Annotated in this window: 22 protein-coding genes and 1 pseudogene; 10 read left to right on the top strand and 13 right to left on the bottom strand. The window is 73.6% G+C overall.

From position 1 onward, the window contains the following. The first annotated feature begins 42 nt into the window (after positions 1 to 42). From ACIHEJ_RS00295 to ACIHEJ_RS00285, 3 genes are all read left to right on the top strand, one after another. Entirely contained in the window at positions 43 to 2,505 is a 2,463-nt protein-coding gene (locus ACIHEJ_RS00295) for a SpoIIE family protein phosphatase (RefSeq protein ID WP_400130876.1), read from the top strand. Between the two features lie 69 nt (positions 2,506 to 2,574). Further along, positions 2,575 to 2,850, top strand: coding sequence for a hypothetical protein (locus tag ACIHEJ_RS00290; protein WP_400130875.1), 276 nt, complete (start codon positions 2,575 to 2,577; stop codon positions 2,848 to 2,850). 71 nt (positions 2,851 to 2,921) lie between these two features. Then, complete coding sequence (locus ACIHEJ_RS00285) at positions 2,922 to 4,352, top strand: cytochrome bc complex cytochrome b subunit (protein ID WP_400131749.1); 1,431 nt, start codon at positions 2,922 to 2,924, stop codon at positions 4,350 to 4,352. On the opposite strand, the gene ACIHEJ_RS00280 is transcribed toward ACIHEJ_RS00285, so the two are convergent. Both ACIHEJ_RS00280 and ctaD read right to left on the bottom strand, forming a co-directional pair. Then, complete coding sequence (locus ACIHEJ_RS00280) at positions 4,288 to 4,671, bottom strand: cytochrome c oxidase subunit 4 (RefSeq protein ID WP_400130873.1); 384 nt, start codon at positions 4,669 to 4,671, stop codon at positions 4,288 to 4,290. The two genes, ACIHEJ_RS00285 and ACIHEJ_RS00280, sit on opposite strands and share 65 nt — an antisense overlap. Further along, positions 4,668 to 6,332, bottom strand: a complete 1,665-nt coding sequence (gene ctaD, locus ACIHEJ_RS00275) for a cytochrome c oxidase subunit I (protein ID WP_400131747.1) — start codon at positions 6,330 to 6,332, stop codon at positions 4,668 to 4,670. Before ctaD ends, ACIHEJ_RS00280 begins: the two co-directional genes overlap by 4 nt. A gap of 114 nt (positions 6,333 to 6,446) precedes the next feature. Between ctaD and ACIHEJ_RS00270 the strand changes: the two genes are divergently transcribed. Together ACIHEJ_RS00270 and ACIHEJ_RS00265 are read left to right on the top strand one after the other, a co-directional pair. After that, positions 6,447 to 6,815: a DUF6479 family protein gene (locus ACIHEJ_RS00270; RefSeq protein ID WP_400130871.1), complete on the top strand. Its 369-nt coding sequence runs from the start codon at positions 6,447 to 6,449 to the stop codon at positions 6,813 to 6,815. Between the two features lie 118 nt (positions 6,816 to 6,933). Next, positions 6,934 to 7,119: a hypothetical protein gene (locus tag ACIHEJ_RS00265; protein WP_400130869.1), complete on the top strand. Its 186-nt coding sequence runs from the start codon at positions 6,934 to 6,936 to the stop codon at positions 7,117 to 7,119. On the opposite strand, the pseudogene ACIHEJ_RS00260 reads toward ACIHEJ_RS00265, so the two are convergent. From ACIHEJ_RS00260 to ACIHEJ_RS00245, 4 genes and pseudogenes are all read right to left on the bottom strand, one after another. Then, positions 7,112 to 7,574, bottom strand: a pseudogene (locus tag ACIHEJ_RS00260) (glycosyltransferase family 2 protein); the annotation flags it as partial. The gene ACIHEJ_RS00265 and the pseudogene ACIHEJ_RS00260 sit on opposite strands and share 8 nt — an antisense overlap. A 124-nt stretch (positions 7,575 to 7,698) precedes the next feature. After that, positions 7,699 to 8,283 (bottom strand): hydrolase, encoded by a 585-nt coding sequence (locus ACIHEJ_RS00255; protein ID WP_400130867.1) that lies wholly within the window; start codon positions 8,281 to 8,283, stop codon positions 7,699 to 7,701. Between the two features lie 7 nt (positions 8,284 to 8,290). Then, positions 8,291 to 9,688: an MFS transporter gene (locus ACIHEJ_RS00250; protein WP_400130866.1), complete on the bottom strand. Its 1,398-nt coding sequence runs from the start codon at positions 9,686 to 9,688 to the stop codon at positions 8,291 to 8,293. After that, positions 9,685 to 10,122 carry a MarR family winged helix-turn-helix transcriptional regulator gene (locus ACIHEJ_RS00245; protein WP_400130865.1) on the bottom strand — a complete coding sequence of 146 codons (438 nt, stop codon included), beginning with the start codon at positions 10,120 to 10,122 and terminating at the stop codon, positions 9,685 to 9,687. The genes ACIHEJ_RS00250 and ACIHEJ_RS00245 overlap by 4 nt, the downstream gene beginning before the upstream one ends. A gap of 126 nt (positions 10,123 to 10,248) precedes the next feature. Between ACIHEJ_RS00245 and ACIHEJ_RS00240 the strand changes: the two genes are divergently transcribed. From ACIHEJ_RS00240 to ACIHEJ_RS00220, 5 genes are all read left to right on the top strand, one after another. Continuing rightward, the gene (locus tag ACIHEJ_RS00240; RefSeq protein ID WP_400130864.1) at positions 10,249 to 13,299 is read left to right on the top strand and encodes an FAD-binding and (Fe-S)-binding domain-containing protein; all 3,051 of its coding nucleotides are present in this window, start codon (positions 10,249 to 10,251) and stop codon (positions 13,297 to 13,299) included. A gap of 10 nt (positions 13,300 to 13,309) precedes the next feature. Next, positions 13,310 to 14,419: an enolase C-terminal domain-like protein gene (locus ACIHEJ_RS00235; RefSeq protein WP_400130863.1), complete on the top strand. Its 1,110-nt coding sequence runs from the start codon at positions 13,310 to 13,312 to the stop codon at positions 14,417 to 14,419. 63 nt (positions 14,420 to 14,482) lie between these two features. After that, the gene (locus ACIHEJ_RS00230) at positions 14,483 to 15,493 is read left to right on the top strand and encodes an SDR family oxidoreductase (protein WP_400130861.1); all 1,011 of its coding nucleotides are present in this window, start codon (positions 14,483 to 14,485) and stop codon (positions 15,491 to 15,493) included. A gap of 9 nt (positions 15,494 to 15,502) precedes the next feature. Next, entirely contained in the window at positions 15,503 to 16,003 is a 501-nt protein-coding gene (locus ACIHEJ_RS00225) for a metallophosphoesterase family protein (RefSeq protein WP_400130859.1), read from the top strand. Positions 16,004 to 16,043: 40 nt separating this feature from the next. After that, complete coding sequence (locus ACIHEJ_RS00220; protein WP_400130857.1) at positions 16,044 to 16,640, top strand: GNAT family N-acetyltransferase; 597 nt, start codon at positions 16,044 to 16,046, stop codon at positions 16,638 to 16,640. A gap of 93 nt (positions 16,641 to 16,733) precedes the next feature. Here the strand turns inward: ACIHEJ_RS00220 and ACIHEJ_RS00215 are convergent, their stop codons facing one another. From ACIHEJ_RS00215 to ACIHEJ_RS00185, 7 genes are read right to left on the bottom strand one after another with little or no spacing between them, the layout of a single operon-like run. Further along, positions 16,734 to 17,378 carry an SRPBCC family protein gene (locus tag ACIHEJ_RS00215; protein WP_400130856.1) on the bottom strand — a complete coding sequence of 215 codons (645 nt, stop codon included), beginning with the start codon at positions 17,376 to 17,378 and terminating at the stop codon, positions 16,734 to 16,736. 16 nt (positions 17,379 to 17,394) lie between these two features. Further along, positions 17,395 to 18,501: an XdhC family protein gene (locus ACIHEJ_RS00210; RefSeq protein ID WP_400130854.1), complete on the bottom strand. Its 1,107-nt coding sequence runs from the start codon at positions 18,499 to 18,501 to the stop codon at positions 17,395 to 17,397. After that, positions 18,494 to 19,690: a VWA domain-containing protein gene (locus ACIHEJ_RS00205; RefSeq protein WP_400131745.1), complete on the bottom strand. Its 1,197-nt coding sequence runs from the start codon at positions 19,688 to 19,690 to the stop codon at positions 18,494 to 18,496. Before ACIHEJ_RS00205 ends, ACIHEJ_RS00210 begins: the two co-directional genes overlap by 8 nt. A 5-nt stretch (positions 19,691 to 19,695) precedes the next feature. Then, positions 19,696 to 20,571, bottom strand: coding sequence for an AAA family ATPase (locus tag ACIHEJ_RS00200; RefSeq protein WP_400130852.1), 876 nt, complete (start codon positions 20,569 to 20,571; stop codon positions 19,696 to 19,698). Between the two features lie 15 nt (positions 20,572 to 20,586). Next, a complete protein-coding gene (locus tag ACIHEJ_RS00195; RefSeq protein ID WP_400130851.1) occupies positions 20,587 to 21,441 on the bottom strand; it encodes an FAD binding domain-containing protein in 855 nt (284 codons plus the stop codon). Then, complete coding sequence (locus ACIHEJ_RS00190; protein WP_400130849.1) at positions 21,438 to 23,933, bottom strand: xanthine dehydrogenase family protein molybdopterin-binding subunit; 2,496 nt, start codon at positions 23,931 to 23,933, stop codon at positions 21,438 to 21,440. The genes ACIHEJ_RS00195 and ACIHEJ_RS00190 overlap by 4 nt, the downstream gene beginning before the upstream one ends. Further along, on the bottom strand, positions 23,930 to 24,430 hold the full coding sequence (locus ACIHEJ_RS00185) for a (2Fe-2S)-binding protein (RefSeq protein WP_400130847.1): 501 nt from the start codon (positions 24,428 to 24,430) through the stop codon (positions 23,930 to 23,932). Before ACIHEJ_RS00185 ends, ACIHEJ_RS00190 begins: the two co-directional genes overlap by 4 nt. Positions 24,431 to 24,545 lie beyond the last annotated feature (115 nt).

The raw sequence follows: 24,545 nt of genomic DNA, 5'->3' as shown, positions 1-24,545 counted from the left end.
GGGCGGTCACAGGGGCTGCGTGGGCGGCTCGCACGCGCTGTAATGGCGAACGTGGTGAGTGAGGGCGCTGCGATCAGCAGAACGAGAGCGGAGCGTGCCGAAGCGGCCCTCGACACGCTCACCGCGTCGTCCGCAACGCCGGACCGGCTCCGCCGGATCCTGGAACTGGCGCTCGTGTTCGCCGGCGCGGCCTTCGCCGGTGTGTACCTGCCCGGCGACGATCCCTCCCGCCTGGGCCTGGCCGAGTCTGCGGGCCTGCCGCGCACCCTGTACGGGCTGCGCGACGGCTACCCGGCGGCGGGCGCCTCCCCGGTCGCCGAGACCCACCGCACCGGACGGACGCGCTGGCTCGGCCCCGAGGAACTGGCGGGCTTCCCCGAGGCCCGGCGGACCCCGTCCCCGGACTTCTGCCTGGCCGCCCTGCCGCTCGGCCCCGCGGGCGGCGGCTGCCTGCTGGCCGTCAGCGAGCACCCCGGCGGCTTCGGCGCCGACGACCGGGCCTGCCTGGAGCTGATCGCCCGCGCGATCGCCGTCCCCGCCCCGTCCGGCACCGGCAACGCCCCGGACACCGCGGAACTGGCCCCGCACGCCTTCAGCCTGGCCATGGACACCGGCCGGGTCGAGGTCGGCGACGGGATCCTGCGGCTGTTCGGGATCCCCCGTGAGGAGTTCGACGGCCGCGTGGAGAGCCTGCTCGGGCTCACCGTGCCCGAGGACCTGCCCGCGCTGATGTCCGTCGTCGAGGCCGACCACATGTCCATCGGCGACCGTGAACTGGAGTTCCGCGTCCTGCAGCCGTCCGGCCCGCCGAAGTGGCTGCGGCTGCGGGGCCGGCTGCTGCCCGGCACGGAGGGCGGCCCGGCCCGGCTCGTCGGCACCGTCGCCGACGCCTCCACGCTGCGCACCGACGTCACCGACGTCGCCCGCGTCCAGCGGCTGGCCGCCGCCCTCGCCACCGCCGGCACCGTCAAGGACGTCGGCCAGGCGGTCGTCGCCGCCCTGCGCGGCCCGCTGCAGGCCGACCGGATCGCGCTCGCCGAACTGGAGAACGACCGGCTCGTCGTCACCGTCCTCGACCCGCCCCAACCCGAGGCCTGGCCCGAGGTGTGGCGCAGCGAGTGGCGCACCGAGTGGCCCGACGCGCCGGTGCGCGCCATGCCCACCCTCGCCGCCGCGCTGCGCGAGGGCCGCGCCCGGATCTGGCCGGCCGGCAGCCCGCTGGAGCCGCCCCTGGCCGAGGTCGGCCCCGGCGGCCTCGCCGTACTGCCGCTGCCCGCCGGCGGCCGGATGGCCGGCGCCTGCCTGATCGGCTGGGACCGCCCGCACGAGTTCGCCGCCGACGAGCGCGCCCTGCTCACCGCCTGCGCCGGCCTGACCGGCCAGGCCCTGCTGCGCGCCCACGCCTTCGACGCCGAGCACGAACTCGTCGGCATGCTCCAGCGCACCCTGCTGCCGCGCCGGCTGCCCCGGCTGCCCGGCGGGATCGCCGTCGCCCGCTACCTGCCCACCACCGCCGGACTGGAGGTAGGCGGCGACTGGTACGACGTGATCCCGCTCGCCGACAACCACGTCGCCTTCGTCATCGGCGACGTCCAGGGCCACAACGCGGGCGCCGCCACCCTGATGGGCCAGATGCGCACCGCGCTGCGCGCCTACGCGGCCGAGGGACACCCCCCCGACGTGGTCGTCGCCCACGCCAACCGGCTGCTGCTGGAGATGGAGACCGACCTCTTCGCCACCTGCGCCTACGTCGACGTCGACATGGAGCTGGGCACCGCCTGGTGCGTGCGCGCCGGTCATCTGCAGCCCGTGCTGCGCCACCCGGACGGCAGCGCGGAGATCGTGCAGGCCGAGGGCGGCCCGCCGCTCGGTGTGCTCGGCCAGGCCGACTTCCCGATGACCCCGCTCCGGCTGGCGCCCGGCACGGTGCTCGCGCTGACCACCGACGGCCTGGTGGAGGCCCCCGGAGCCGACATCGACGCCGGCATGGACCGGCTCGCCCGCGAGCTGTCCGCCGCCGACCCCGCGCACCTCGGGCTGGTCGCCGACGCCCTGCTCACCGGCGCTCACCGCGCCGACGACGTCGCCCTGCTGCTGCTGCGCTACGACGGCATGGCGGTGCGTCCGCTGCGCGAGAGCTGGACCGTGTGGCGGGTGCCCGAGGCGGTCCGGCACGCCCGCCGCTTCACCCGCCGCACGCTGCGCACCTGGGGCGTCCCGCAGGACACCTTCGACGCGGCCCTGCTGGTCGTCTCCGAGCTCGTCACCAACGCCCTCGTGCACACCGGCGGCCCGGTCCGCCTCGACCTCAGCCTGGTCAACCACCGGCTGCGGCTCGGCGTGGCCGACTCCTCGCCGCGCAGCCCCGTCAAACCCGCCAGCATCGGCTGGGAGGCCACCGGCGGCCGGGGCATCCTGCTGGTGGAGGCGGTGTCGGTGGCCTGGGGCACGATCCCGGTCAGCGGCGGAAAACAGGTCTGGGCGGACCTCGTGTCCGGCGGCTGACCGCCACACGGGTGCTTCGCGGCGGATTCGACGGGCGCATCCCGAACCGGGTGCCTAGGGTCGATTGGTGTGGCTCACACCTTCGAAGAACTGGTGCAGAAGCAGCGGGCGGCCGAGGCGGCGCACACCACGGTCGACGACCTGCGGCAGACCTACGGCCCGCCGGCCGAACGGCGCATGACCGGCGCCCAGTCGGGCACCTACGAGACCGCGCTGCGCGCCTGGCGGGACCTGGCCCGCGAGGTGCAGACCGCGGTCAGCGAGTACGCCAAGGAGAGCGGCCGGCCCCGTGCCGAGGTCGAGGCGGAGGTGGAACGCGCAGCCGCGGCCCCGGACGAGACGTGACGAGCGCCGGCCGCCGCGGGGAACGCCGCGCCGAGCGTCTCGCCCGGGCCGTCGACGCGCGGCTGCCGCTCATGGAGGGCGGCTCGCTGCTGCGCAAGGCCTTCCCCGAGCACTGGTCCTTCCTGCTCGGCGAACTCGCCCTCTACAGCCTCGTCGTGCTGATCCTCACCGGGGTGTGGCTGACCCTGTTCTTCGAGCCGGAGATGCGGGAGGTCGTCTACGCGGGCTCCTACGCTCCGCTGCGCGGGGTGCGGATGTCCGAGGCGTTCGACTCCACCCTGCGCATCAGCTTCGACGTGCGCGGCGGGCTGCTGATGCGGCAGACCCACCACTGGGCCGCGCTGGTCTTCGTCGCCGCGATCGGCCTGCACATGCTGCGGATCTTCTTCACCGGCGCCTTCCGCCGGCCCCGCGAGCTGAACTGGGCGATCGGGCTCACCCTCTTCGTGGTCTCCCTCGCCGAGGGCTTCGCCGGCTACTCGCTCCCCGACGACCTGCTGTCCGGGACCGGGCTGCGCATCGCCCAGGGCATCATGCTGTCCCTGCCGGTGGTCGGCACGTACGTGGCGTTCTTCGCCTTCGGCGGCCAGTATCCCAGCCACGACATCATCACCCGCCTGTACCCGCTGCACATCCTGCTGCTCCCGGGCGCCCTGATCGCCTTGGTCACGGTGCATCTGATCCTGGTCTTCCACCTCAAACACACCCAGTGGCGCGGCCCCGGCCGCAGCAACCGCAACGTCCTCGGCAAGCCCCTCGTCCCGCAGTTCGCCGCCTCCTCCGCCGGTCTGTCCCTCACCGTCTTCGGCGTCCTGGTGCTGCTCGCGGGCATCGCCCAGGTCAACCCGATCTGGACCTACGGCCCCTACCGCTCCGACGTGGTCTCCACCGCCTCCCAGCCGGACTGGTACGTCGGCTTCCTCGAGGGCGCGCTGCGGATGGTCCCGCCCTTCGAGACGAACGTCGCCGGGCACACCCTCATGTGGAACGTGCTGCTCCCGGCCGTCGTCCTGCCCGGCCTGCTCTTCGCCGTCCTGTACGTCTACCCCTTCGCCGAGCAGCGGCTGACCGGTGAGTGGCACCACGAGCAGCACCTGTGCGACCGGCCGCGCGAACGCCCGGTCCGCACCGGGCTCGGCGTGGCGGGCACGGTGTTCTACGGCGTGCTGCTGCTGGCCGGCGGCAACGACATCATCGCGCAGACCTTCCGCATCTCCGTCAACGCCATCACCTGGGTGCTGCGCATCGCGCTCGTCGTCGCCCCCGTCCTCGCCTTCCTGGTGACCCGGTGGCTGTGCCGGGCCCTGACCGAGGCCGAACGCGAACGCCTCTCCGAGGGCGTGCCGAGCGGCGAGATCCGGCAGAGCGTCAGCGGCGGCTACGACAGCGCCCATGAGCCCGTCGAGAGCTTCCGGCCCGGTGCGCCGCGCCGGCCGCTCACCGGTGCGCGTACTGGAACACCATCCCGAACACCCCACGAGCCAGAATCCCCAGGCCGATGAGGAACAGCCACAGCCCGAAGACCACCCCGCCGGCCGCCACGGCGAAACCCAGCGCGGTGACGATCGGCCACGGGCTCTCGTCGGGGAAGAACGCCACCGGCCCCGCCGCGTCCGCCACCTCCGCGTCCGTGCGGTCCTGCGCGCGCGTGCCCCGCCGCCGGTACTGGATCAGACAGAAGAACGACACCAGGGCCGCCATCCCGAACGCGACCACCAGCGCGACCGTGCCCGTCGGATCCCCCGACCACACCCCGTACAGCGCGGCGGACCCGCCGAAGAACAGCGCCACCCCGCCGAACAGCATCGCCTCCGCCTTCACCGGACGCTCTCCTCCCCGGCCGGCTGTTCGGCCTCCGGATGGTGCAGGTCGAAGGCGGGCGACTCCGAGCGCACCCGGGGCAGCGCCACGAAGTTGTGCCGCGGCGGCGGACAGGACGTCGCCCACTCCAGGCCGCGCCCCCACCCCCACGGGTCGTCCGTGGTGACCTTCTCGCCCCTGACGGCCGTGCGCCAGACGTTGTAGAGGAACGGAAGGGTGGAGACACCGAGCAGCAACGCGCCCGCGGAGGAGATGCTGTTGAGCAACGTGAAGCCGTCCGTCGGCAGATAGTCCGCGTACCGGCGCGGCATCCCCTCCTCACCCAGCCAGTGCTGCACCAGGAACGTCAGCTGGAAGCCGGGGAAGAGCAGCCAGAAGTGAAGCTTGCCGAGCCGCTCGTCGAGCATCTTCCCGGTGAACTTCGGCCACCAGAAGTAGAACCCGGCGAACATCGCGAACACCACCGTGCCGAACAGCACGTAGTGCAGGTGCGCCACGATGAAGTAGCTGTCGGTCAGATGGAAGTCCAGCGGCGGCGAGGCGATCAGCACCCCGCTGAGCCCGCCCAGGAGGAAGGACACCAGGAAACCCAGCGACCACAGCATCGGCGTCTCGAACGACAGCGAGCCGTGCCACGTCGTGCCGATCCACGCGAAGAACTTGATGCCCGTGGGCACCGCGATGAGGAACGACATGATGGAGAAGAACGGCAGCAGCACCGCGCCGGTCGCGAACATGTGGTGCGCCCACACCACCGCCGACAGCATGGTGATCGCGATCGTCGCCCCGATCATCGGCAGATAGCCGAACAGGGGCTTGCGGGAGAACACCGGCAGGATCTCCGAGACGATCCCGAAGAACGGCAGCGCCACGATGTAGACCTCCGGATGCCCGAAGAACCAGAACAGGTGCTGCCACAGCAGGGCCCCGCCGTTCGCCGCGTCGAAGATGTGCGCCCCGAACTTGCGGTCCGCCTCCAGCGCCAGCAGCGCGCCCGCCAGCACCGGGAACGCGGGCAGGATCAGGATCGAGGTGAACAGCACGTTCCAGGTGAAGATCGGCATCCGGAACATGGTCATGCCCGGGGCACGCAGGGACACGATCGTGGTGATGAAGTTGACCGCGGTCAGGGTCGTGGACACACCGCTCACCACCAGGCCCATCGCCCACAGGTCACCGCCCGCGCCGGGGGAGAAGTAGGCGCTGTTCAACGGCGCGTACGCGAACCAGCCGAACGCCGCCGCACCGCCCGGCACCAGGAACCCCGACACCACCATCAGCCCGCCGAACAGGTACATCCAGTACGACAGGGCGTTCAGCCGGGGCAGGGCCAGGTCCGGCGCGCCGATCTGCAGCGGCATCACCGCGTTCGCGAACCCGGCGAACATCGGCGTCGCGAACAGCAGCATCATGATCGTGCCGTGGATCGTGAAGAACTCGTCGTAGCCCTGCTCGCTCAGGAACTGCAGTCCCGGCCGGGCCAGTTCCGCGCGCATGCCGAGCGCCAGCAGCCCGGCGAGCAGGAAGAAGCAGAACGCCGTGACCATGTACAGCCGGCCGATCACCTTGTGATCGGTCGTGCCGGCCCAGCGCAGCAGGGCACGGCCGGGCCGCGGGGCGGGGGCCGTGTACCGTGCGACGATCTCGTGGGTCTCCGGCATGTTCGGTAGTTCGGTCATCCCGGCCGACGCTACTCGCCGTGACCAGGGGCTCGCCCGCGCCACGCCCTGCGCGCCGCCTGTCGTATCCGCCGCTCGGACGGGTACCCGGCGTTCATGACTTCTGCCACGTACGAAGCGGCCGCCGGTGCCCAGGTGTTCGGATACGTCCTCATCCTGATCGCCGGAGTGGCCTGTGTCGCGGGACTGATCTGGGCCTTCCGGCTGGGCATCAAGGTCCGTGAGCGGGAACCGGCGCCGCCGCGGCCCCATGAGCAGCCCACCGTGCCGCCGTCCGGTCCGGTCCGCGAGACCCGCGAGATGCGTCAGTCCGACCAGGTGCCCCGGGCCGCGGACGAGAGCGAACGGCTCACGCCCCACCAGCTCGGCAACGTCGGCACCAAGCGCGCCGACGACCAGCGCCGTCCCCGCTGGTCACCGGGGTCCAGTGGCTCCTTCGGCGGCGGAGGCGGCGGCCGGACCTGACGGGCCGCCGGGTTTGCGGGCGGGCGTCGCGGGGACCCGGCCCGGCACAGCAGGCACACGGGCCCGGTCGGGGGCCGACGGACCGGCCCCGACCGGCTCAGGACGACGCAGAAAGAAGATGAAGGACGTGACCGCGCAGTCCAGCGAGAAACCCGCTCCGTCCCGCACCGAGACCGGTTGGGCCCAGGCTCGCCGACGGCGGGACCGCGGGGTGCGCACCTGCCTTCCCGCCGTCCTGGACGGCACCGGCGACCGGCAGGAAGGCATCCCGGCCGAGGAGAACATCGTCCGGGGCGAGGACTGAGCGGCGGGGAGGCGGGCGCGTCGGCGACCGTGGCGTGCGGGTGGTCGGGGCGGAACAGCTCCACCGGCACCGGACGCCCCTTCCCGGCCGTCCAGCCGACGATCACGTCGGCCTTGTACGCCACCCCGTGGTCGTACATCCGCTCCAGGGCCTCGTCGTCGAGCCGGTCGTCGTTGTCGACGAACATCACGAAACTCGCCGCGCGAGGCCTCGATGCCCACGTTGCGGGGCGTGCCGGACCAGTCGGAGTCCTCCTGGTGGATGACGCGGACGTGCGGGTGCGCGGCGGCGAGCGCGTCCGGCCGGGCCGGGGTGGCGTCCGTGGAGCCGTCGTCCACGAAGATCACTTCGAAGTCGCCGGGGGACAGCGACCGGCGCAGCAGCAAGGCGACGCACTCCTCGATGTACGGGCCGGGGTTGTGGACGGCAACGATGACGCTGACCTTGACCGGCATCCGGCTCCAAGCCCCCTTTGTTCGCTTGCCGTTGCCTCGGTGGCACGGTGCGCGTGGCCGAATGCCGACCCGGCCCCTCGCGCGAGGGGCCGGGTACCCGCGCATGGGGAGCCGGGCCTGCCGGTCAGTCGCGGGTCTTGGCGAACAGCTCCAGGACCTCGGCGGTCGTGCCGCTCTCGCCGAGCCGCGGGAAGATCCGCTCGACGCTGTTCGCGTGCGCCTCGGCGTCGGCGTCGGCCATGGCGTCCGTGGCGAGGGTGACGTGGTAGCCGTGGGCGTAGGCGTCGCGGGCGGTGGACTCCACGCCGATGCTGGTGGCGATGCCGGTCAGCACGATCTGGGTGATGCCGCGACGGCGCAGCTGCACGTCCAGGTCGGTGCCGTGGAAGGCGCTCCAGTTGTGCTTGGTGACGTGGATGTCGCCGGGGTGGCCGGACAGTTCGTCGACGATGACGTCCCAGCCTTCGGGGAAGGCGAGGCCGCGGGCCTGGCGCTCGGTGCGGCCGGGCACGGCGTCGGCGCCGTCGGCGGCGAAGGAGACGCGGACCAGGACCACGGGCAGCCCCTGCGCGCGGAAGGCGTCGGCGAGCTCCGCCGTGCGGGAGATGACGTCGGGGGCCGTGTGCGGCTGGACGGGCATCGCCGCGATGCCGTTCTGCAGGTCGATCGCGACGAGGGCGGTGCGGGGGGCGAGCGTGGTGAGCGACATGGGTCGGTCAGGCCTTTCGAGGGGTTCGGGGGGTGTTCCGGCCGAGGGAACGGTCGGGGAGGGTCGCCGCCAGCAGCAACGCGGAGCCGGCGAGCATGAACAGGGCCAGGCCGTGCAGCCCGGCCGTGTCGGCGCGGTGCGGGTAGAACGCCGCCGTGGCGGCGGACGCGCCCAGCGCGCCGAGGTACATGAAGGTGCGCAGCAGCCCGGCCGCGGAGGCGATGCGCTCCGGGTCGGCCTGCCGGTACAGGGCGTTCTGCGTGGCCAGGCCGATCAGTCCCTGCGGGATGCCGAGCAGCGCGCCGACCGCGAGCAGCAGCCAGAGCGGGCTGTCCGCGCCGACCAGCAACAGCGCGGCACAACAGGTGAGTTGCAGCACGGACCCGGTGATCAGCTTGGTGCGCACGGCCTCGCGGCGCCCGGTGAGGGCGGAAACGGTGAGCGCGGCCAGCGACAGCGGCAGCAGGGTGAGCCCGGCGGTGGAGGCACCCAGCCCGCGCCCCTGCTCCAGCCACTGCGTGTAGCCGTACATGAAGGCGTAGGAGGTGGTGTAGGCGAGCAGTTGGCGCAGATAGGTGGCGAGCAGCGGGCCGTTGCCGGCGAGGACGCGCAGGTCGACGAACGGGTCCGGCACGCGCAGCTCCCGCGCAGCGAACGCGGTGGCGGCCGCGGCGGACAGCGCCGGCAGGTACCAGCGGCCGGCGTCCGGGTGCATCAGGAACAGCATCAGCGCGACCAGCAGCAGCGCGAACAGCGCCATCCCGGGCAGGTCGACGGCGCGCCGCCGGGTCTCGGACCGTGGCAGCCGCAGGGTGCCCAGCACCAGGCAGGCCGCCGACAGCGGCACGTTGACGGTGAAGACGGCACGCCAGCCGCCGAGCCCGATCAGCAGACCGCCGAGCGCGGGCCCGACGACGGCCACCGTCTGGTTGGCGACGGCGAGCGCGGTCAGCACGCCTGCCGGGCTGTCCCGCCCGGTGCGCTCGGCCTCGCTCCTCATGAGCCGCATGGCCGCCGGGTACGCCGCGGACGTGCCGAAGCCCAGCAGCACCCGCGCCGCGATCAGCGCGCCCAGTGAGGGCGCGAGGGCGCCGAGCAGACCGGCGACGCCGACCAGGGCCGTACCGGTGAGGTAGAGCCGGCGCGGGCCGTACATGTCCACCAGGCGGCCCATGACGGGCTGCCCGACGGCCGTGGCCAGATAGAGCGCCGAGACCAGCCAGGCGGTCTCGGCGGGCGGGGCTCCGAAGGCGACGCCGATCGGCACCAGGGCCACGGCGATCATCGAGGAGTTGACCGGGTTGAGGACCGAGCCGACGAGCATCGGCGGGATCAGCCGCCGGTCGAATCCGGCGGGGGAGGGGCGGGTGGTCTCCCCGGTGCGTCCGGTGAGCCTCGGTATCACTGCTGCGACAGCCGTTCCATCAGCTCCAGCGCCCGCAGGACCGTCTGCCGCTCCTCCTCGGTGTACCGCTCCTGGAAGGCGCGGGCCAGCCACTCGTCGCGCACCTGCCGGTTGCCCTCGATGCGCGCCCGGCCGGCGTCGGTCAGGGTGACCAGCTGGCGGCGGCCGTCGGCGGGGTCGGGGGCACGGCGGATCAGACCGTGCTGCTCCAGGGCGGCCAGTGTGGTCGCCATCGACTGCGGGCGCACCCCCTCGGCGGCGGCGAGCGCGCTGGCCGTGGCGGCGCCGTGCTTGCCCACGAGGGAGAGCGCGGACTCCTGGGACGGGCTGAGGTCGGTGTCCTGCGCGACCTCGCGGATACGGCGCCGCAGCCGGCTGAACACCACGCGCAGATCGCGCGCGGTGCGGGCGGCGGAGTCGGAGATGTCGGCCATGGCGCCCAGGCTAGACCCGGCAGTCGAAACTGTCCAGCTGAGACTGTTCAGTTTTGCCTGGCTAATTGTCGGGTACTCGCCGGTCCTCGGACCAGGCAGCCCATCGGTGAAGACCAGGGAGCACAGATGACCCCTCCGGACATGTCCGGCCTGGAGGCGGCGCTCGCTGCCGAGGTGGACGGTGAAGTCCGCTTCGACGCGGGCAGCCGCGGCGCCTACGCCACGGACGGTTCGAACTACCGCCAGCCCCCGCTGGGCGTCGTCGTGCCCCGCTCGGTCGAGGCGGGCGCCCGCGCGCTGGCGGTGTGCGCACGCTTCGACGCCCCCGTCCTCTCCCGGGGCGGCGGCACCAGCCTCGCCGGACAGTCGACCAACACCGCCGTGGTGATCGACTGGAGCAAGTACTGCACCAGGGTGCTGTCCGTCGACCCGGAACAGCGCACCTGTGTGGTGGAGCCCGGCATCGTCCTGGACCAGCTCAACCGGCACCTGGCCCGCCACTGCCTGCAGTTCGGGCCGAAACCCTCCACCCACAGCCACTGCGCGATCGGCGGCATGATCGGCAACAACTCCTGCGGCGCCTCCGCGCAGGCCTACGGCAAGACCGTCGACAACGTACGGCGCCTGGAGATCCTCACCTACGACGGGCAGCGCGCCTGGGTCGGCCCCACCCCGCCCGACGAACGCGCCCGGATCGCCGAGGGCGGCGGACGGCTCGCCGAGCTCTACGCCGGCCTCGACCGCATCGCCACCGAGTACCTCGCCGACATCCGGCGCGGCTACCCCAAGATCCCGCGCCGCGTCTCCGGGTACAACCTCGACTCCCTGCTGCCCGAGAACGGCTTCGACGTGGCCAAGGCGCTCGTCGGCAGCGAGGGCACCCTGGTGACCGTCCTGCGCGCCGAGCTCGAGCTGGTCCCGGTGCCGCCGTACCAGTCGCTGCTGGTCCTCGGCTACGACGACATCTGCGCCGCCGGCGACGACGTGTCCCGCCTGCTGGAACACTGCTCGCCCAGCCAACTGGAGGCCCTGGACGGGCGCATGGCCCAGCTGATGCGCGAGGAGGGCGCCTACCTTGACTCCCTCGCCGTCCTGCCCGAGGGCGACAGCTGGCTGATGGTGCAGTACAGCGGCGACAGCCAGGAGGACGTCGACGAGCAGGCCCACGCGCTGCTGCGGGCCATCGGCCGCGGAGAGAAGGACGCGAACGTCGCCTTCTCCGACGACCCCGAACGCGAGCAGAAGATGCTCAAGGCCCGCGAGGCCGGCCTCGGCGTCACCGCCCGCCCGCCGGACGACCGGGAGACCTGGGAGGGCTGGGAGGACTCCGCCGTACCGCCCGAACGGCTCGGCGACTACCTGCGCGACCTGAAGAAGCTCTTCGAGGAGTTCGACTACGACCACCCGTCCCTGTACGGGCACTTCGGCCAGGGGTGCGTGCACACCCGCATCCCGTTCGGTCTGAAGACAGCCGAGGGCGTCGCCGACTTCCGGCGCTTCGTGGAGCGCGCCGCCGACCTCGTCGCCTCCTACGGCGGCTCGCTGTCCGGCGAGCACGGCGACGGCCAGTCCCGCGGCGAACTGCTCACCCGCATGTTCGGCGAACGGCTCGTGACCGCCTTCGGCGAGCTCAAGGCCCTCTTCGACCCCGGGAACCGGATGAACCCGGGCAAGATCGTCCACCCCAACCCCGTCGACGGCCAGCTGCGCCTCGGCCCCTCCTGGCGGCCGGACACGCCCTCGACCCACTTCGGCTTCCCCGAGGACGACCACTCCTTCAACCGCGCGGTGATGCGCTGCGTAGGCATCGGCAACTGCCGCAGCCACTCCGGCGGCGTCATGTGCCCCTCCTACCGGGCCACCATGGAGGAGGAGCACTCCACGCGCGGACGTGCCCGGCTGCTGTTCGAGATGCTCGACGGACACGCCGACTCCGCGATCAAGGACGGCTGGCGCTCCACCGAGGTACGAGACGCGCTCGACCTGTGCCTGGCCTGCAAGGGCTGCAAGTCGGACTGCCCGACCGGCGTCGACATGGCCACGCTCAAGGCCGAGTTCATGTCCCACCACTACGAGGGCCGGATGCGGCCCATGGCGCACTACTCGATGGGCTGGCTGCCGGTGTGGGCCCGGCTCTCCCGCGTCGCCCCCCGGCTGGTCAACTCCGCGCTGCACGCACCCGGGCTCGCCGGAGCGGGCAAACGGCTGGCCGGCATCGACGGCGCCCGCTCGGCACCCCTGTTCGCCCGCCGGTCGTTCGTGCAGTGGTGGAAGGCCCGGGGCCAGGAGGAACCGGACCCCGCCGACCCCCGGACCGTGGTGCTGTGGCCCGACACCTTCAGCACTTACTTCCACCCGTCGATCGCCATCTCGGCCGTCCACGTCCTCGAGGACGCCGGATTCCGTGTGGCCGTCCCCACCGAACCGGTGTGCTGCGGCCTGACCTGGATCTCCACGGGCCAGCTCACCGTCGCCCGGAAGGTGCTGACCCGCACCCTCGGCGTGCTGCGCCCCTACCTGGAGGCAGGCACCCCGGTCATCGGCCTCGAACCCTCCTGCACCGCCGTCTTCCGCTCCGACGCGCCCGAACTCATGCCCGCCGACCAGGACGTGCAGCGGCTGGCCGGACAGGTCCGCACCTTCGCCGAACAGCTCGTCCACCACGCCCCCGACGGCTGGCAGCCGCCGCACCTGACCCGGCAGGCGACCGTGCAGACCCACTGCCACCAGCACGCCGTCATGAAGTTCGACGCCGACCGCGAACTGATGCGCCGCGCCCACCTCGACGCCGAGGTCCTCGACGAGGGCTGCTGCGGCCTGGCCGGCAACTTCGGCTTCGAACGCGGCCACCACGAGGTCTCCCTGGCCGTCGCCGAACAAGGCGTCCTGCCCGCCGTCCGGGGCGCCGCCCCGGACAGCCTGGTCCTCGCCGACGGCTTCAGCTGCCGGACCCAGATCGAGGAGGGCGGCACCGGACGCCGCGCCCTGCACCTCGCCGAGGCCCTCGCCCTCGGACTCCACGGCAACCTGCCCAGCGACCACCCGGAGCGCCTGGCGGACCGCCCGGCCGAACCCTCCCGCACGGCCCGCTGGGCGACGGCCGCGACGGCCGCGACGACCGCGACCGCCGCCGCCCTCGCCGCCGGTGCCGTCCTCGGCGTGCGCCGCCGCTCCTGAGGAGGTGACGATGACCGACCTGCCGGCCGTCGACGCGGTGGACACCGCCGTCTACACCGTGCCCACCGACGCTCCCGAGGCGGACGGCACCCTCGCCTGGGACAGGACCACCCTCGTCCTGGTCACCGTCCGCTCCGGGACCACCACCGGACTCGGCTACACCTACGCGCCCGCCGCCACCGCCCGGGTCGTCCGCGAGCTGCTCGCCGGCACCGTCACCGGCCTCCCCGCGCTCGACGTGCCACGCGCCAACGAGCGGATGTGCCGGGCGGTGCGCAACGCCGGACTCCCCGGCGTGGCCGCCCAGGCGATCGCCGCCGTCGACATCGCCCTGTGGGACACCAAGGCCCGCCTGCTCGGCCTGCCCCTCGTCCGGCTCCTGGGCGCCGCCCGCGACGACGTGCCCGTCTACGGCAGCGGCGGCTTCACCACCTACGACGCCGAGCGCCAGGACCGCCAACTGCGGGGCTGGGCCGAGGAGGAGGGCATCCCCCGCGTCAAGATCAAGATCGGTGAGTCCTGGGGCTCCCGCGAGGACCGCGACCTGGAACGCGTCGCCCGGGCCCGGGCGAGCGTCGGTGACCGGACCGAGCTGTACGTGGACGCCAACGGCGGCTACACCGGCGGGCAGGCCGCGCGCGTCGGCGCCGCCCTCGCGGCCGAGGGCGTGACCTGGTTCGAGGAGCCGGTCTCCTCCGACCACCTCGCCCTGCTCGCCGGCCTCCGCGGCAGGCTCCCGCTGGACGTCACCGCCGGCGAGTACGGCTACACGCTGCCGTACTTTGAGCACATGCTGGCCGCCGAAGCCGTCGACTGCCTCCAGGCGGACGTCACCCGCTGCGCCGGCATCACGGTCTGGCTGCGCGCCGCCGCGCTCGCCCACGCGCGCGGGCTCGACATCTCCGGGCACTGCGCGCCCCACGCCCACGCACACGCGGCCGCCGCCGTGCCCAACCTGCGCCACCTGGAGTGGTTCCACGACCACGTCCGCATCGAACAGCTCCTGTTCGACGGCGTCCTCGACCCCCGCGGCGGCAGCATCGCCCCCGGCGCCGACGGAGCACCCGGACTGGGCCTGACCCTCGTCGAGGAGCGGGCAGAGAAGTACCGGACGGAGTAGGCGGAGAAGCGCCCGGACGGAAAAGACGGAGAAGTGCCGAACGGAGCAGGAGGAGACAGGAACATGCCCCCCACCGTCGTCATCACCGGTGCCAGCGCCGGCATCGGTCGCGCCACCGCCCGGCTGTACGCCCGCCGCGGCGCCCAGGTCGTGCTGGTCGCCCGCGGCGAAGGCGGCCTGGAGGCGGCGGCCGACGAGGTCGCGGCACTCGGCGGACGCCCCCTCGTGCAGACGGCCGACGTGGCCGACGCCGCCCAGGTCGAGGCCGTCGCCGACGCCGCCGAGAAGGAGTTCGGGCCGATCGACGTATGGATCAACTGCGCGTTCTCCACCGTGTTCGCGCCGTTCGAGGAGATCACCGCCGAGGAGTTCAGGCGGGTCACCGAGGTGACCTACCTCGGCTTCGTCAACGGCACCCGCACGGCCCTCGGGCGCATGCTGCCCCGCGACCGGGGCACCGTCGTGCAGGTCGGCTCGGCGCTCGGCGAACGGTCGATCCCGCTGCAGTCCGCGTACTGCGGCGCCAAACACGCCATCAACGGCTTCACCTCCTCCCTGCGCACCGAACTGCTGCACCGCGGCAGCGGCGTGCGCGTCACCGTCGCCCAGATGCCCGCGGTCAACACCCCCCAGTTCCAGTGGGTCCGCTCCCGGCTGTCGAAGCACCCCATGCCGGTCCCGCCCATCTACCAGCCGGAGGTCGCCGCCCGGGGTGTGGTGTACGCAGCCGACCACCCGGGCCGCAAGCAGTACTACGTCGGCGCCACCACCCTGGCCACGGTCTGGGCCAACCGTCTCGCGCCGGCCCTGCTCGACCGCTACCTGGCCCGCACCGGCTTCGACTCCCAGCAGACCGACAGCGTCCCGCCCACCGGACTGGACAACCTCTTCGAACCGGTCGACACCGGTCCCGCCGAGGACCAGGGCGCCCACGGCGCCTTCGACGACAGCGCCCACTCCCGCTCCTGGCAGGAGACCCTGGTCCGGCACCCCGCCGCCACGGCCGTCGGCGCGGGCGCCGTCGTGCTCGGCACCGTCCGCGGCATCCGCCGCCTCACCTCCCGGACCGCCTAGGCTGACGGCGTGCGCCTCCTGCTGATGTCCGACACCCACCTGCCGAAGCGGGCCAAGTGGCTCCCGGAGATGCTGCTCGCAGAACTCCCGCGGGCCGACGTCGTGTTCCACGCCGGCGACTGGGTCGACACCGCCACCCTGGACCTGCTGGAGAGCCGCAGCCGCCGGCTGGTCGGGGTGTACGGCAACAACGACGGCCCCGAGCTGCGCGCCCGGCTGCCCGAGGTGGCGTACGCCGAACTGGGCGGCCTGCGCTTCGGCACGGTGCACGAGACCGGGCCCGCCCAGGGCCGGGAGGCCCGCTGCGCCGCCCGCTTCCCCGACCTCGACGTCCTGGTCTTCGGGCACAGCCACATCCCCTGGGACACCACCGCCGCGACCGGCCTGCGCCTGCTCAACCCCGGCTCCCCGACCGACCGGCGGCGCCAGCCGCACTGCACCTACCTCACCGCGACCGTCGCCGACGGGGCGCTCACCGACGTCACCCTGCACCGCCTGCCGCAGCGGTAGCGGTGGTGGTGGCTGCGGCGGTCTGTGCGATCATCCACCGGTGATCAACAGCTCCGGGATACCCGCCGTCGTCCCCGCAGGCCGTCTCGCCGAGGGCGCCCAGCCCGTGCTGCCGCTGCCCGGCGGCCGGGAACTGCGGCCGTGGCGCCTCGACGACGGCGACGCCGACGCCCTGTTCACCGCCGGCCAGGATCCGGCGATCAGCCACTGGAACCTCTTCTCGGTCGGCAGCCGTGCCGAGGCCCGCACCCGGATCGAGCGCCTGCACGCCCGCCGGCAGGCCGAGACCGGGGTGATCTGGGCCATCGCCCCGCACGGCGGACCGGCCGTCGGACTCGCCGGGCTGAACGACGTCGACCTCGCGGGCGGCACCGCCGAGGTCCTCTACTGGGTGCTGCCCGAGGCGCGCGGCGCCGGACTCGCCGTCGAGGCGGCCCGGCGGATCAGCGGGTGGGCCCTGGACGAGCTGGGCCTGCACCGGCTGACGCTGTGCCACTCCACCGCCAACCCCGCCTCCTGCCGGGTCGCCGAGAAGGCCGGCTACACGGTCGAGGGCACCCAGCGCAGCGCGCTGCTGCATGCCGACGGCTGGCACGACCAGCACCTGCACGCGCGCGTGGCCGGAGACCCCGAGTAGACCGAGGCCCGGCACATGGCGGCCGGGTGGTCGCCATGGGCCCCCGCAGCGGCGCCGCAGGCCGAAACGCCACCCGCGCACGGAGTGTCGCCGTCACTGGCGTGAACGGCTCCGCCGTTTCCGCCGCAGGCACACGGCCACCCCCGCCAGCACGGCGACCACCGCCGCCACCGCCGCCGCCCGCTTCGCCACCGGAAGCCCCGCCGTGCGCAGCAGGTCGAGCGGCTCGGGCTCCTCGCGGGCCGGCGGCTCCGTGGCGTCGGCCCGTTCAGGCTCCTCCCCGGCGGCCGGAGCCCGCTCGGTCAGCCGCTCGGCCAGGCAGTCCGCGAACTGCCCCACCAGCCGGTCGCCCACCTCCGCCAGCACCCCGCGCCCGAACTGCGCCGGGCGCCCGGTGACCGTCAGGTCGGTCCGCACCGAAACCGCCGTCCCGCCGTCGCGCTCGCTCAGCGCGGCCGTGACCGTCGCCCGGGCGGTCCCCTGCCCGCGGGTCTCCCGGCCGCTGGCCACCAGCACCATCCGGTGCGCCGACTCGTCCTGCTCCTCGAAGACCGCGGTCCCCCGGTACGTCACGGTGACCGGGCCGACCTTGACCTTCACCGACCCGGTCACGGTCCTGCCGTCGTAGTCCTCCACCGCCGCGCCCGGCAGGCACGGCGCGACCCGCTCGATGTCGAGGAGCGCGTGCCAGGCGTCGTCGACCGGGACGGGGACGGTGAACTCGTGCTGCAGCTCCATGTCTTCCTCCTCGCACTCACACGGCCGCGTGCGGATGGATGGCCCCGGCGGTCGCGGTGAGCGGCGCACCGCTGCCACCCCAGCGCAGGGCGACGATCTCGGCGGCGACGGACACCGCCACCTCCTCGGGCGTACGGGCCCCGAGGTCGAGCCCGAGGGGCGAGCGCAGCCGGGACAGCTCGGTGTCGGTCAGGCCCGCCTCGGTCAGCCTCTCGCGCCGCTCGTCATGGGTACGGCGGCTGCCCATCGCCCCGATGTAGGCGGCCGGCCTGCGCAGCGCCTCCTCCAGCAGCGGCACGTCGAACTTGGGGTCGTGGGTGAGGACGCAGATCACCGTGCGCTCGTCGGTGTGCGTGCCCTGGAGGTAGCGGTGCGGCCAGTCCACGACCACCTCCACGCCCGCCGGGAACCGCTTGGGCGTGGCGAAGACCGGGCGGGCGTCGCACACGGTGATCCGGTAGCCGAGGAAGTCGCCGATGCGGGCCACCGCGGCCGCGTAGTCGATCGCGCCGAACACCAGCATGCGCGGCGGCGGCGCGAACGACTGCACGAACACCGTGACGTCGTCCTCGCGGCGCTCACCGTGCCGCCCGTAGTGCCTCAGGACGGTGGCGCCGAGGGCGAGTTCGCCGCGCGCGTCGGCGGTGACGGCGATGTCGAGCCCGCTCGTGCCGAGGGTGCCGACCACCGTGTCCGGCCAGACCGCGAGGGTGGCCCCGCGCCGGGCGGGTCCGTCGACGACGCTCGCCACGGTCACGGGCCGGCCGTCGGCGACGGACGCGGCGACCGCGCCGAACGCCGGGTCCGAGGCGGGCGTGACGGGCCGCACCAGCAGGGTGACCTCACCGCCGCAGGTGAGCCCGACCGCGAACGCGTCCTCGTCGCTGTACCCGAAGGTCGCCAGGCGCGCCTCGCCGCTCTCCACCACCTCCTGCGCGAGCTCGAACACCGCCCCCTCGACACAGCCCCCGGACACGCTCCCCAGGACCTCGTCGTCCGGCCCCACGGCCATCGAGGCGCCGGGCCCGCGCGGCGCGCTGCGGCTCACCGAGACGACCGTGGCCAGCCCGAACGGGACCCGGGCCGCGTACCAGCGCTCCAGCTCCGGGAGGATCTCACGCACCTTGCACTCCTTTCACGACTGCCTCACCGCCCGCGGCCCCGCGCACCACCGCCGCCAGCCGCTCCAGTGCCGCGAGGCTGTGCCCCTCGACGAAGGCGTCCACACTCGGCAGGGCCGCGGCCATCCCGGCGGCCAGTGGGGCGTAACCGGGCCGGGCCTTGCGCGGGTTGGCCCAGATCACCTGGTGGGCCAGCGCGTGCAGGCGGCGCATCTGCGCGCCGAGCAGCTCCGGATCACCGCGTTCCCAGCCGTCCGAGAGCAGGACGACGACCGCGCCGCGCGCCATCCCGCGCTGCCCCCAGCGGTTCAGGAACTCCCGTACCAGCTCACCCAGCCGGGTGCCGCCGCGCCAGTCCGGCACGGCCGCCGCGAGGGCCGCCATCGCCAGGTCCGGGTCACGGTGGGACAGTTCGCGGGTCGCCCGGGTCAGCCGGGTGCCGATGGTGAACACCTCGGTGCGGCCCCCGCGCACCGCCGCGTGCGCGAACCGCAGCAGGGCGTCGGCGTACGGCGCCATCGAACCACTGACGTCGACGAGCAGCACGACCCGGCGCGGCTTGGCCACGCGCGCGTGCCGCCGCAGCCGGGCCGGTTCCCCGCCGCGCCGCAGCAACTCCCGAACCGTGCGCCGCGGATCGACCTCGCCGCGCCGGGCGGGCCGCCGCCGGGCCGACCGCCGGGTCTGCCCGTGCAGCGCGAACGCGGCGAGCAGGCGCCGCAGCTGGGCGCGTTCGGCGGCGTCGAGCTCGGCGACGTCACGGTGGCGCAGCACCTCGGCGGAGCTGGCGAGCGCGGCGGTGGGCGGCCCCGGGGGCGCGGGCTCACCGGGCGTACGGGGGGCGGCGGACACCTCCCGGGCGGCGAGCCGCAGCCGGGGCGGCGGAGCGGCACGCACCGCGCGCGGCGCGGACTCGCCGGGTGCCTCGAAGTAAGCGGCGAACACCCGTTCGTACCGCTCCAGGTCGTCGTGGCCGCCGCACAGCGTCGCCCGTCCCGCCCAGTAGACGTCGGTCCGCATCCCGGGCCGCAGCACGTCGACCGCGCGCAGGAAGGCGTACAGCCGCTCGGTGCCGGCGTCGACCCCGGCGGCCCGCAATGCCCGCACGAACCCGAGCAGCACGGCGTCCGCGCCGAGCGGCCCGCGGCTGGGCGGGACACGATCCGTGGTGGTCGGCGCGGGGTCGGGCATCGTCGTCATGCTCCCCGGGCCGCCAGGACCGCCGCGAGATCGAGCCCCCGTGCCCGGTCCACGTCCTCCCGGTACTTCAGCACCGAACCCAGCGTCGTCACGGCCAGCTCCGCGTCCACCTCTCCTGCGCCCAGCACGTCCAATGCCTGGGCCCAGTCGATCGTCTCGGCCACACCGGGCGGCTTGAGCAGGTCCGCGCCGCGCAGCGCCTGCACCAGCGCGGTGACCTGCTCGGCCAGCCGCGCCGACACCTGGGGGAGCCTGCGCCGCACGATGGCCAGTTCGCGGCCGAACGAGGGATGGTCGAACCAGTGGTACAGGCACCGCCGCTTCAGCGCGTCGTGCACCTCCCGGGTCCGGTTCGAGGTCAGCACGACCACCGGCGGCTCCTCCGCGCGCAGCGTGCCCAGCTCCGGAATGGTCACCGCGTACTCGGACAGCAGCTCCAGCAGGAACGCCTCGAACTCGTCGTCGGCCCGGTCGATCTCGTCGACCAGCAGCACCGACGGCTGGGTCTGCAGGGCGTGCAGCAGCGGCCGGGCGATGAGGAACCGCCGGTCGTACAGCTCGCTCTCCAGCCGTTCGGCGTCCTTCACCCCGGCCGCCTCGGCGGCCCGCAGGTGCAGCAACTGGCGCGGGAAGTCCCAGTCGTACAGGGCCTGCGAGGCGTCGATGCCCTCGTGGCACTGCAGCCGGATCAGCGGCGCGTCGAGCGCCTCGGCGAGGGCGCCCGCGAGCGCCGTCTTGCCCACGCCGGCGTCGCCCTCGCAGAACAGCGGCCGGTGCAGTCGCAGCGCCAGGAAGCAGGTGACGGCCAGCCCGTCGTCGACGAGGTACCCCGTCTCCTCCAGCTGGGCCCGCACCTGCTCCGGGTCGGCCATCCGGGTGATCGGCGCTCACCCCCATCCCGTGGCGGCCAGCACCGCCCGCCGGGTCAGCACGCGCGCGAGGTGCTGCCGGTACTCGGGCGACGCGGAGAGGTCCTGGGAGGGCCGGGCGCCCTCGGCCGCCGCCTCGGCGGCCCGGGCGACGGCCTCGGCGCCGTCCGCCCCGGACAGTGCCTCCTCGGCCGCCGTGGCCCGCAGCGGGGTGGAGCCCATGTTGGTCAGGCCGACGCGCGCCTCGGCGATCCGCCCGTCGTCGCGCCGCACCAGCGCCGCCACGCCGACGATGGCCCAGGACTGGGCGACGGGATGGAACTTCTCGTAGTGGAAGCCCCAGCCTTCCCGCTTGGGGACCCGCACCTCCACCAGCAGCTCGTCGGGTGCCAGCGCCGACTGCAGGTAGTCGACGAAGAACTCGCGCGCCGGGACCGTGCGCCGTCCGCCGGGACCGGCCACGACCAGTTCGGCGTCCAGCGCCAGCGCGAGGGCGGGCAGGTCACCGGCCGGGTCGGCGTGCGCCAGGGAACCGCCGAGGGTGCCCCGGTGCCGTACGGCCGGATCGGCCACCGTGGCCGTCGCCTCGGCCAGCAGACCGGCGTAGCGGCGCACCAGCGGGTCGTGGACCACCTCGTGGTGCGTGGTCATCGCGCCGACCACGAGCGCGTCGCCGTCCTCTCGGACCCCGCGCAGCTCCGGGATCCGGCCGACGTCGACGACGAGTTCGGGGAAGGCCAGCCGCAGCCGCAGCAGCGGCAGCAGGCTCTGCCCGCCGGCCAGCACCTTGGCCTCCTCGCCGGCGTCGGCGAGCGCGCGTACCGCCTCGTCCACGCTGGACGGACGGGCGTAGTCGAATGCAGGGGGAATCATGCGGAAGTCTCCGTCCCCGGCTGAGCCGGCTGACCGGGCTCGCCGTACTGACCGACATCGCCGGACTGCGCCGCCTGCCCCGACTGCCCGGACTGGGCGGGCCCCGTGCCGCCGACCTGCTCGCCGGCGCCGGTGCGTGCCGCCCGGATCGCCTGCCACACCCGGTGCGGCGAACACGGCATCCGTACGTCCCGCACCCCCAGCGGGCGCAGCGCGTCCACCACGGCGTTGACGACGGCGGGTGTCGACGCGATCGTCCCGGCCTCGCCGACCCCCTTGACTCCCATGGCGTTCGAGACCGCCGGTGTCTCCGTCCGGTCGGTGACGAAGTCCGGCAGGTCCGCCGCCGACGGCACCAGGTAGTCGGCCATGGTGCCGGAGACCAGGTTGCCCTCGTCGTCGTAGACGGCCTCCTCGAACAGCGCCTGGGCGATGCCCTGGGCGAGTCCGCCGTGCACCTGGCCCTCGACGATCATCGGGTTGACGACCGTGCCGACGTCGTCCACGGAGACGTAACGTCGGATCGTCGTCTTCCCGGTCTCCGTGTCGACCTCGACCGCGCACAGGTGGGTGCCGTGCGGGTAGGAGAAGTTCTCCGGATCGAGCACCGTCTCGGCGTTGATGGACGGCTCGACGCCGTCGGGCAGGTCGTGGTTGGTGAACGTCTCGAAGGCGATCTCCTGGATGCTCCTGCGGGCCTCCGGGGAGCCCTTGACGGAGAACACGCCGTCACTGAACTCCAGGTCCTGCTCGCTCGCCTCCAGCAGGTGCGCGGCGACCTTCCGGGCCTTCTCCACCACCTGCACCGCCGCCCGGTGGACGGCCTCGCCGCCGACGGCCAGCGACCGGGAGCCGTAGGTGTCCATGCCCTGCGGGGCCGCCTTGGTGTCGCCGTGCACCACCTCGATGTCCTCGAAGGGCACGCCGAGCACGTCGGCCGCGATCTGGCTCCAGCAGGTCTCGTGGCTCTGCCCGTGCGGGCTGGTGCCGGTGACCACCTCCACCTTGCCGGTGGGCAGCATGCGGATGCTCGCCGCCTCCCAGCCGCCGGCCCCGTACCGCAGGTCGCGCAGCACCCGGCTCGGCGCCAGACCGCACATCTCGGTGAAGGTCGACACGCCGATGCCCAGGCGTACCGTGTCGCCGCGCTCGTTGCGCTCGCGCTGCTCGGCCCGCAGCTCGTCGTAGCGGAACAGGGCGAGCGCCTTCTCGGTCGCCGCCTCGTAGTTGCCGCTGTCGTAGGTGAGCCCGGCGATCGTGGTGTACGGGAACTCCTCGTGCCGGATCCAGTTCCGGCGCCGCACCTCGATCGGGTCCAGGCCCAGTTCGTGCGCGAGCTCGTCCATGGTCCGCTCGATGGCGAACGTCGCCTCGGGGCGTCCGGCGCCGCGGTAGGCGTCGGTGGGGGTGCGGGTGGTGAAGACGCCGGTGCAGGTGAAGTCGTAGGCGTCCATCTTGTAGATGCCCGGGTACATGAAGGCGCCGAGGATCGGGATGCCCGGGGTGACGAGCATCAGGTACGCGCCCATGTCGGCGAGCAGGTCCACCTTCAGGCCGAGCAGCCTGCCGTCGCGGGTGGCGGCGACCTCGACGTCCTGGATCATGCCGCGGCCGTGGTGGGTGGCGAGGTAGCCCTCGGAGCGGGACTCGGTCCACTTCACCGGGCGGCCCAGTCTGCGGGCCACCGCGAGGGCGAGGGCCTCCTCGCCGTACACCTGGAGCTTGGAGCCGAAGCCGCCGCCCACGTCCGGGGCGATCACCCGCAGCTTGTGCTCGGGGACGCCGGTGACGGTGGCCAGCATGATCCGCAGGATGTGCGGGATCTGGGTCGCCGAGTAGACCGTGTACTCGCCGGAGGCGGCGATCGGGGTGACGACCACCGCGCGCGGTTCCATGGCGTTGGGGATCAGCCGCTGCTGGTGGTAGCGGCGCCTGAGGACGACCTCGGCGCGCTCCCGCACGCTCTCGAAGCTCTCGCCGGTGGCGAGCGGCCAGGTGTAGCAGCGGTTGGTGCCCTTGTCGGCGTGGACCAGCGGGGCGTCGTCGGCGAGCGCGGCCTCCAGGTCGAGGACCGGGGGCAGCGGGTCGTAGTCGACCTCGATCGCCTCCAGCGCGTCGGCCGCCGCGTACCGGTCGCGGGCCACCACGACCGCCACCGGGTCCCCGGCGTGGCGGACCTCGTCCACGGCGATCGGCGGGTGGTCGGGCAGCACGATGTCCTCGGTCACCGGCCAGGCGCAGGGCAGCGAGCCCAGCCCCTCGGTGAGGTCGGCGCCGCTGAACGCGGCGATGACGCCGGGGCGTTCGCGGGCGGGGGCGACGTCGATGCGGGTGATGCGGGCGTGGGCCATCGGGCTGCGCAGGACGGCCAGGTGCAGCAGTCCGGCCACCTGGATGTTGTCGGTCCAGTTGGTCTGGCCGGTGATCAGCCGGGCGTCCTCCTTGCGCAGCCGGGAGCGGCCGACCTCGTGTTCCACTGCCTGATCGGTCATGCCGTGGCCTCCTCGGTGACCTGCTGCCCGGCGGCGACGTCCCCTTCGGCGGCGGCGAGCACCGCGCGGACGATGTTCTGGTAGCCGGTGCACCGGCACAGATTGCCCTCCAGGGCCTGCCGGACCTCCTCGGAGGTGGGGTGCGGGTTCTCGCGCAGGAGATCCCGTGCCGCCATGATCATCCCGGGGGTGCAGTAGCCGCACTGCAGTCCGTGCCGCTCGTGGAAGGCGTGCTGCAAGGCCGTCCACTCGCCGTCCTTCGCCAGTCCCTGGATCGTCGTCACGTCGCCGCCGTCCGCCTGCACGGCCAGCACCGAGCAGCTCTTGACGGTCGCCCCGTCCAGGTCGACGGTGCACGCCCCGCAGTTCGAGGTGTCGCAGCCGATCGGGGTGCCGGTCAGACCGAGACGGTCGCGCAGGTAGTGGGCCAGGAGGAGACGGGGTTCCACGTCGTCCTCGTACGTCGTGCCGTCCACGTTCACCGTGATGTGGGTCATGCGCCCTCCAGACCGTGCGGGCAGGAGTGAGGGGATCAGCCGGTCCGGCGTGATGTAGGTCACTCTATGACCACCCCTTGGAGGCGGCGAGCGCTGCGGCCCCGGATTTGTTGAG

Source organism: Streptomyces sp. NPDC052301, assembly GCF_044593395.1.
Classification (GTDB): domain Bacteria; phylum Actinomycetota; class Actinomycetes; order Streptomycetales; family Streptomycetaceae; genus Streptomyces.
The sequence above is the reverse complement of the archived record's forward strand: the minus strand, read 5'-3'. Positions and strand labels throughout refer to the sequence as shown.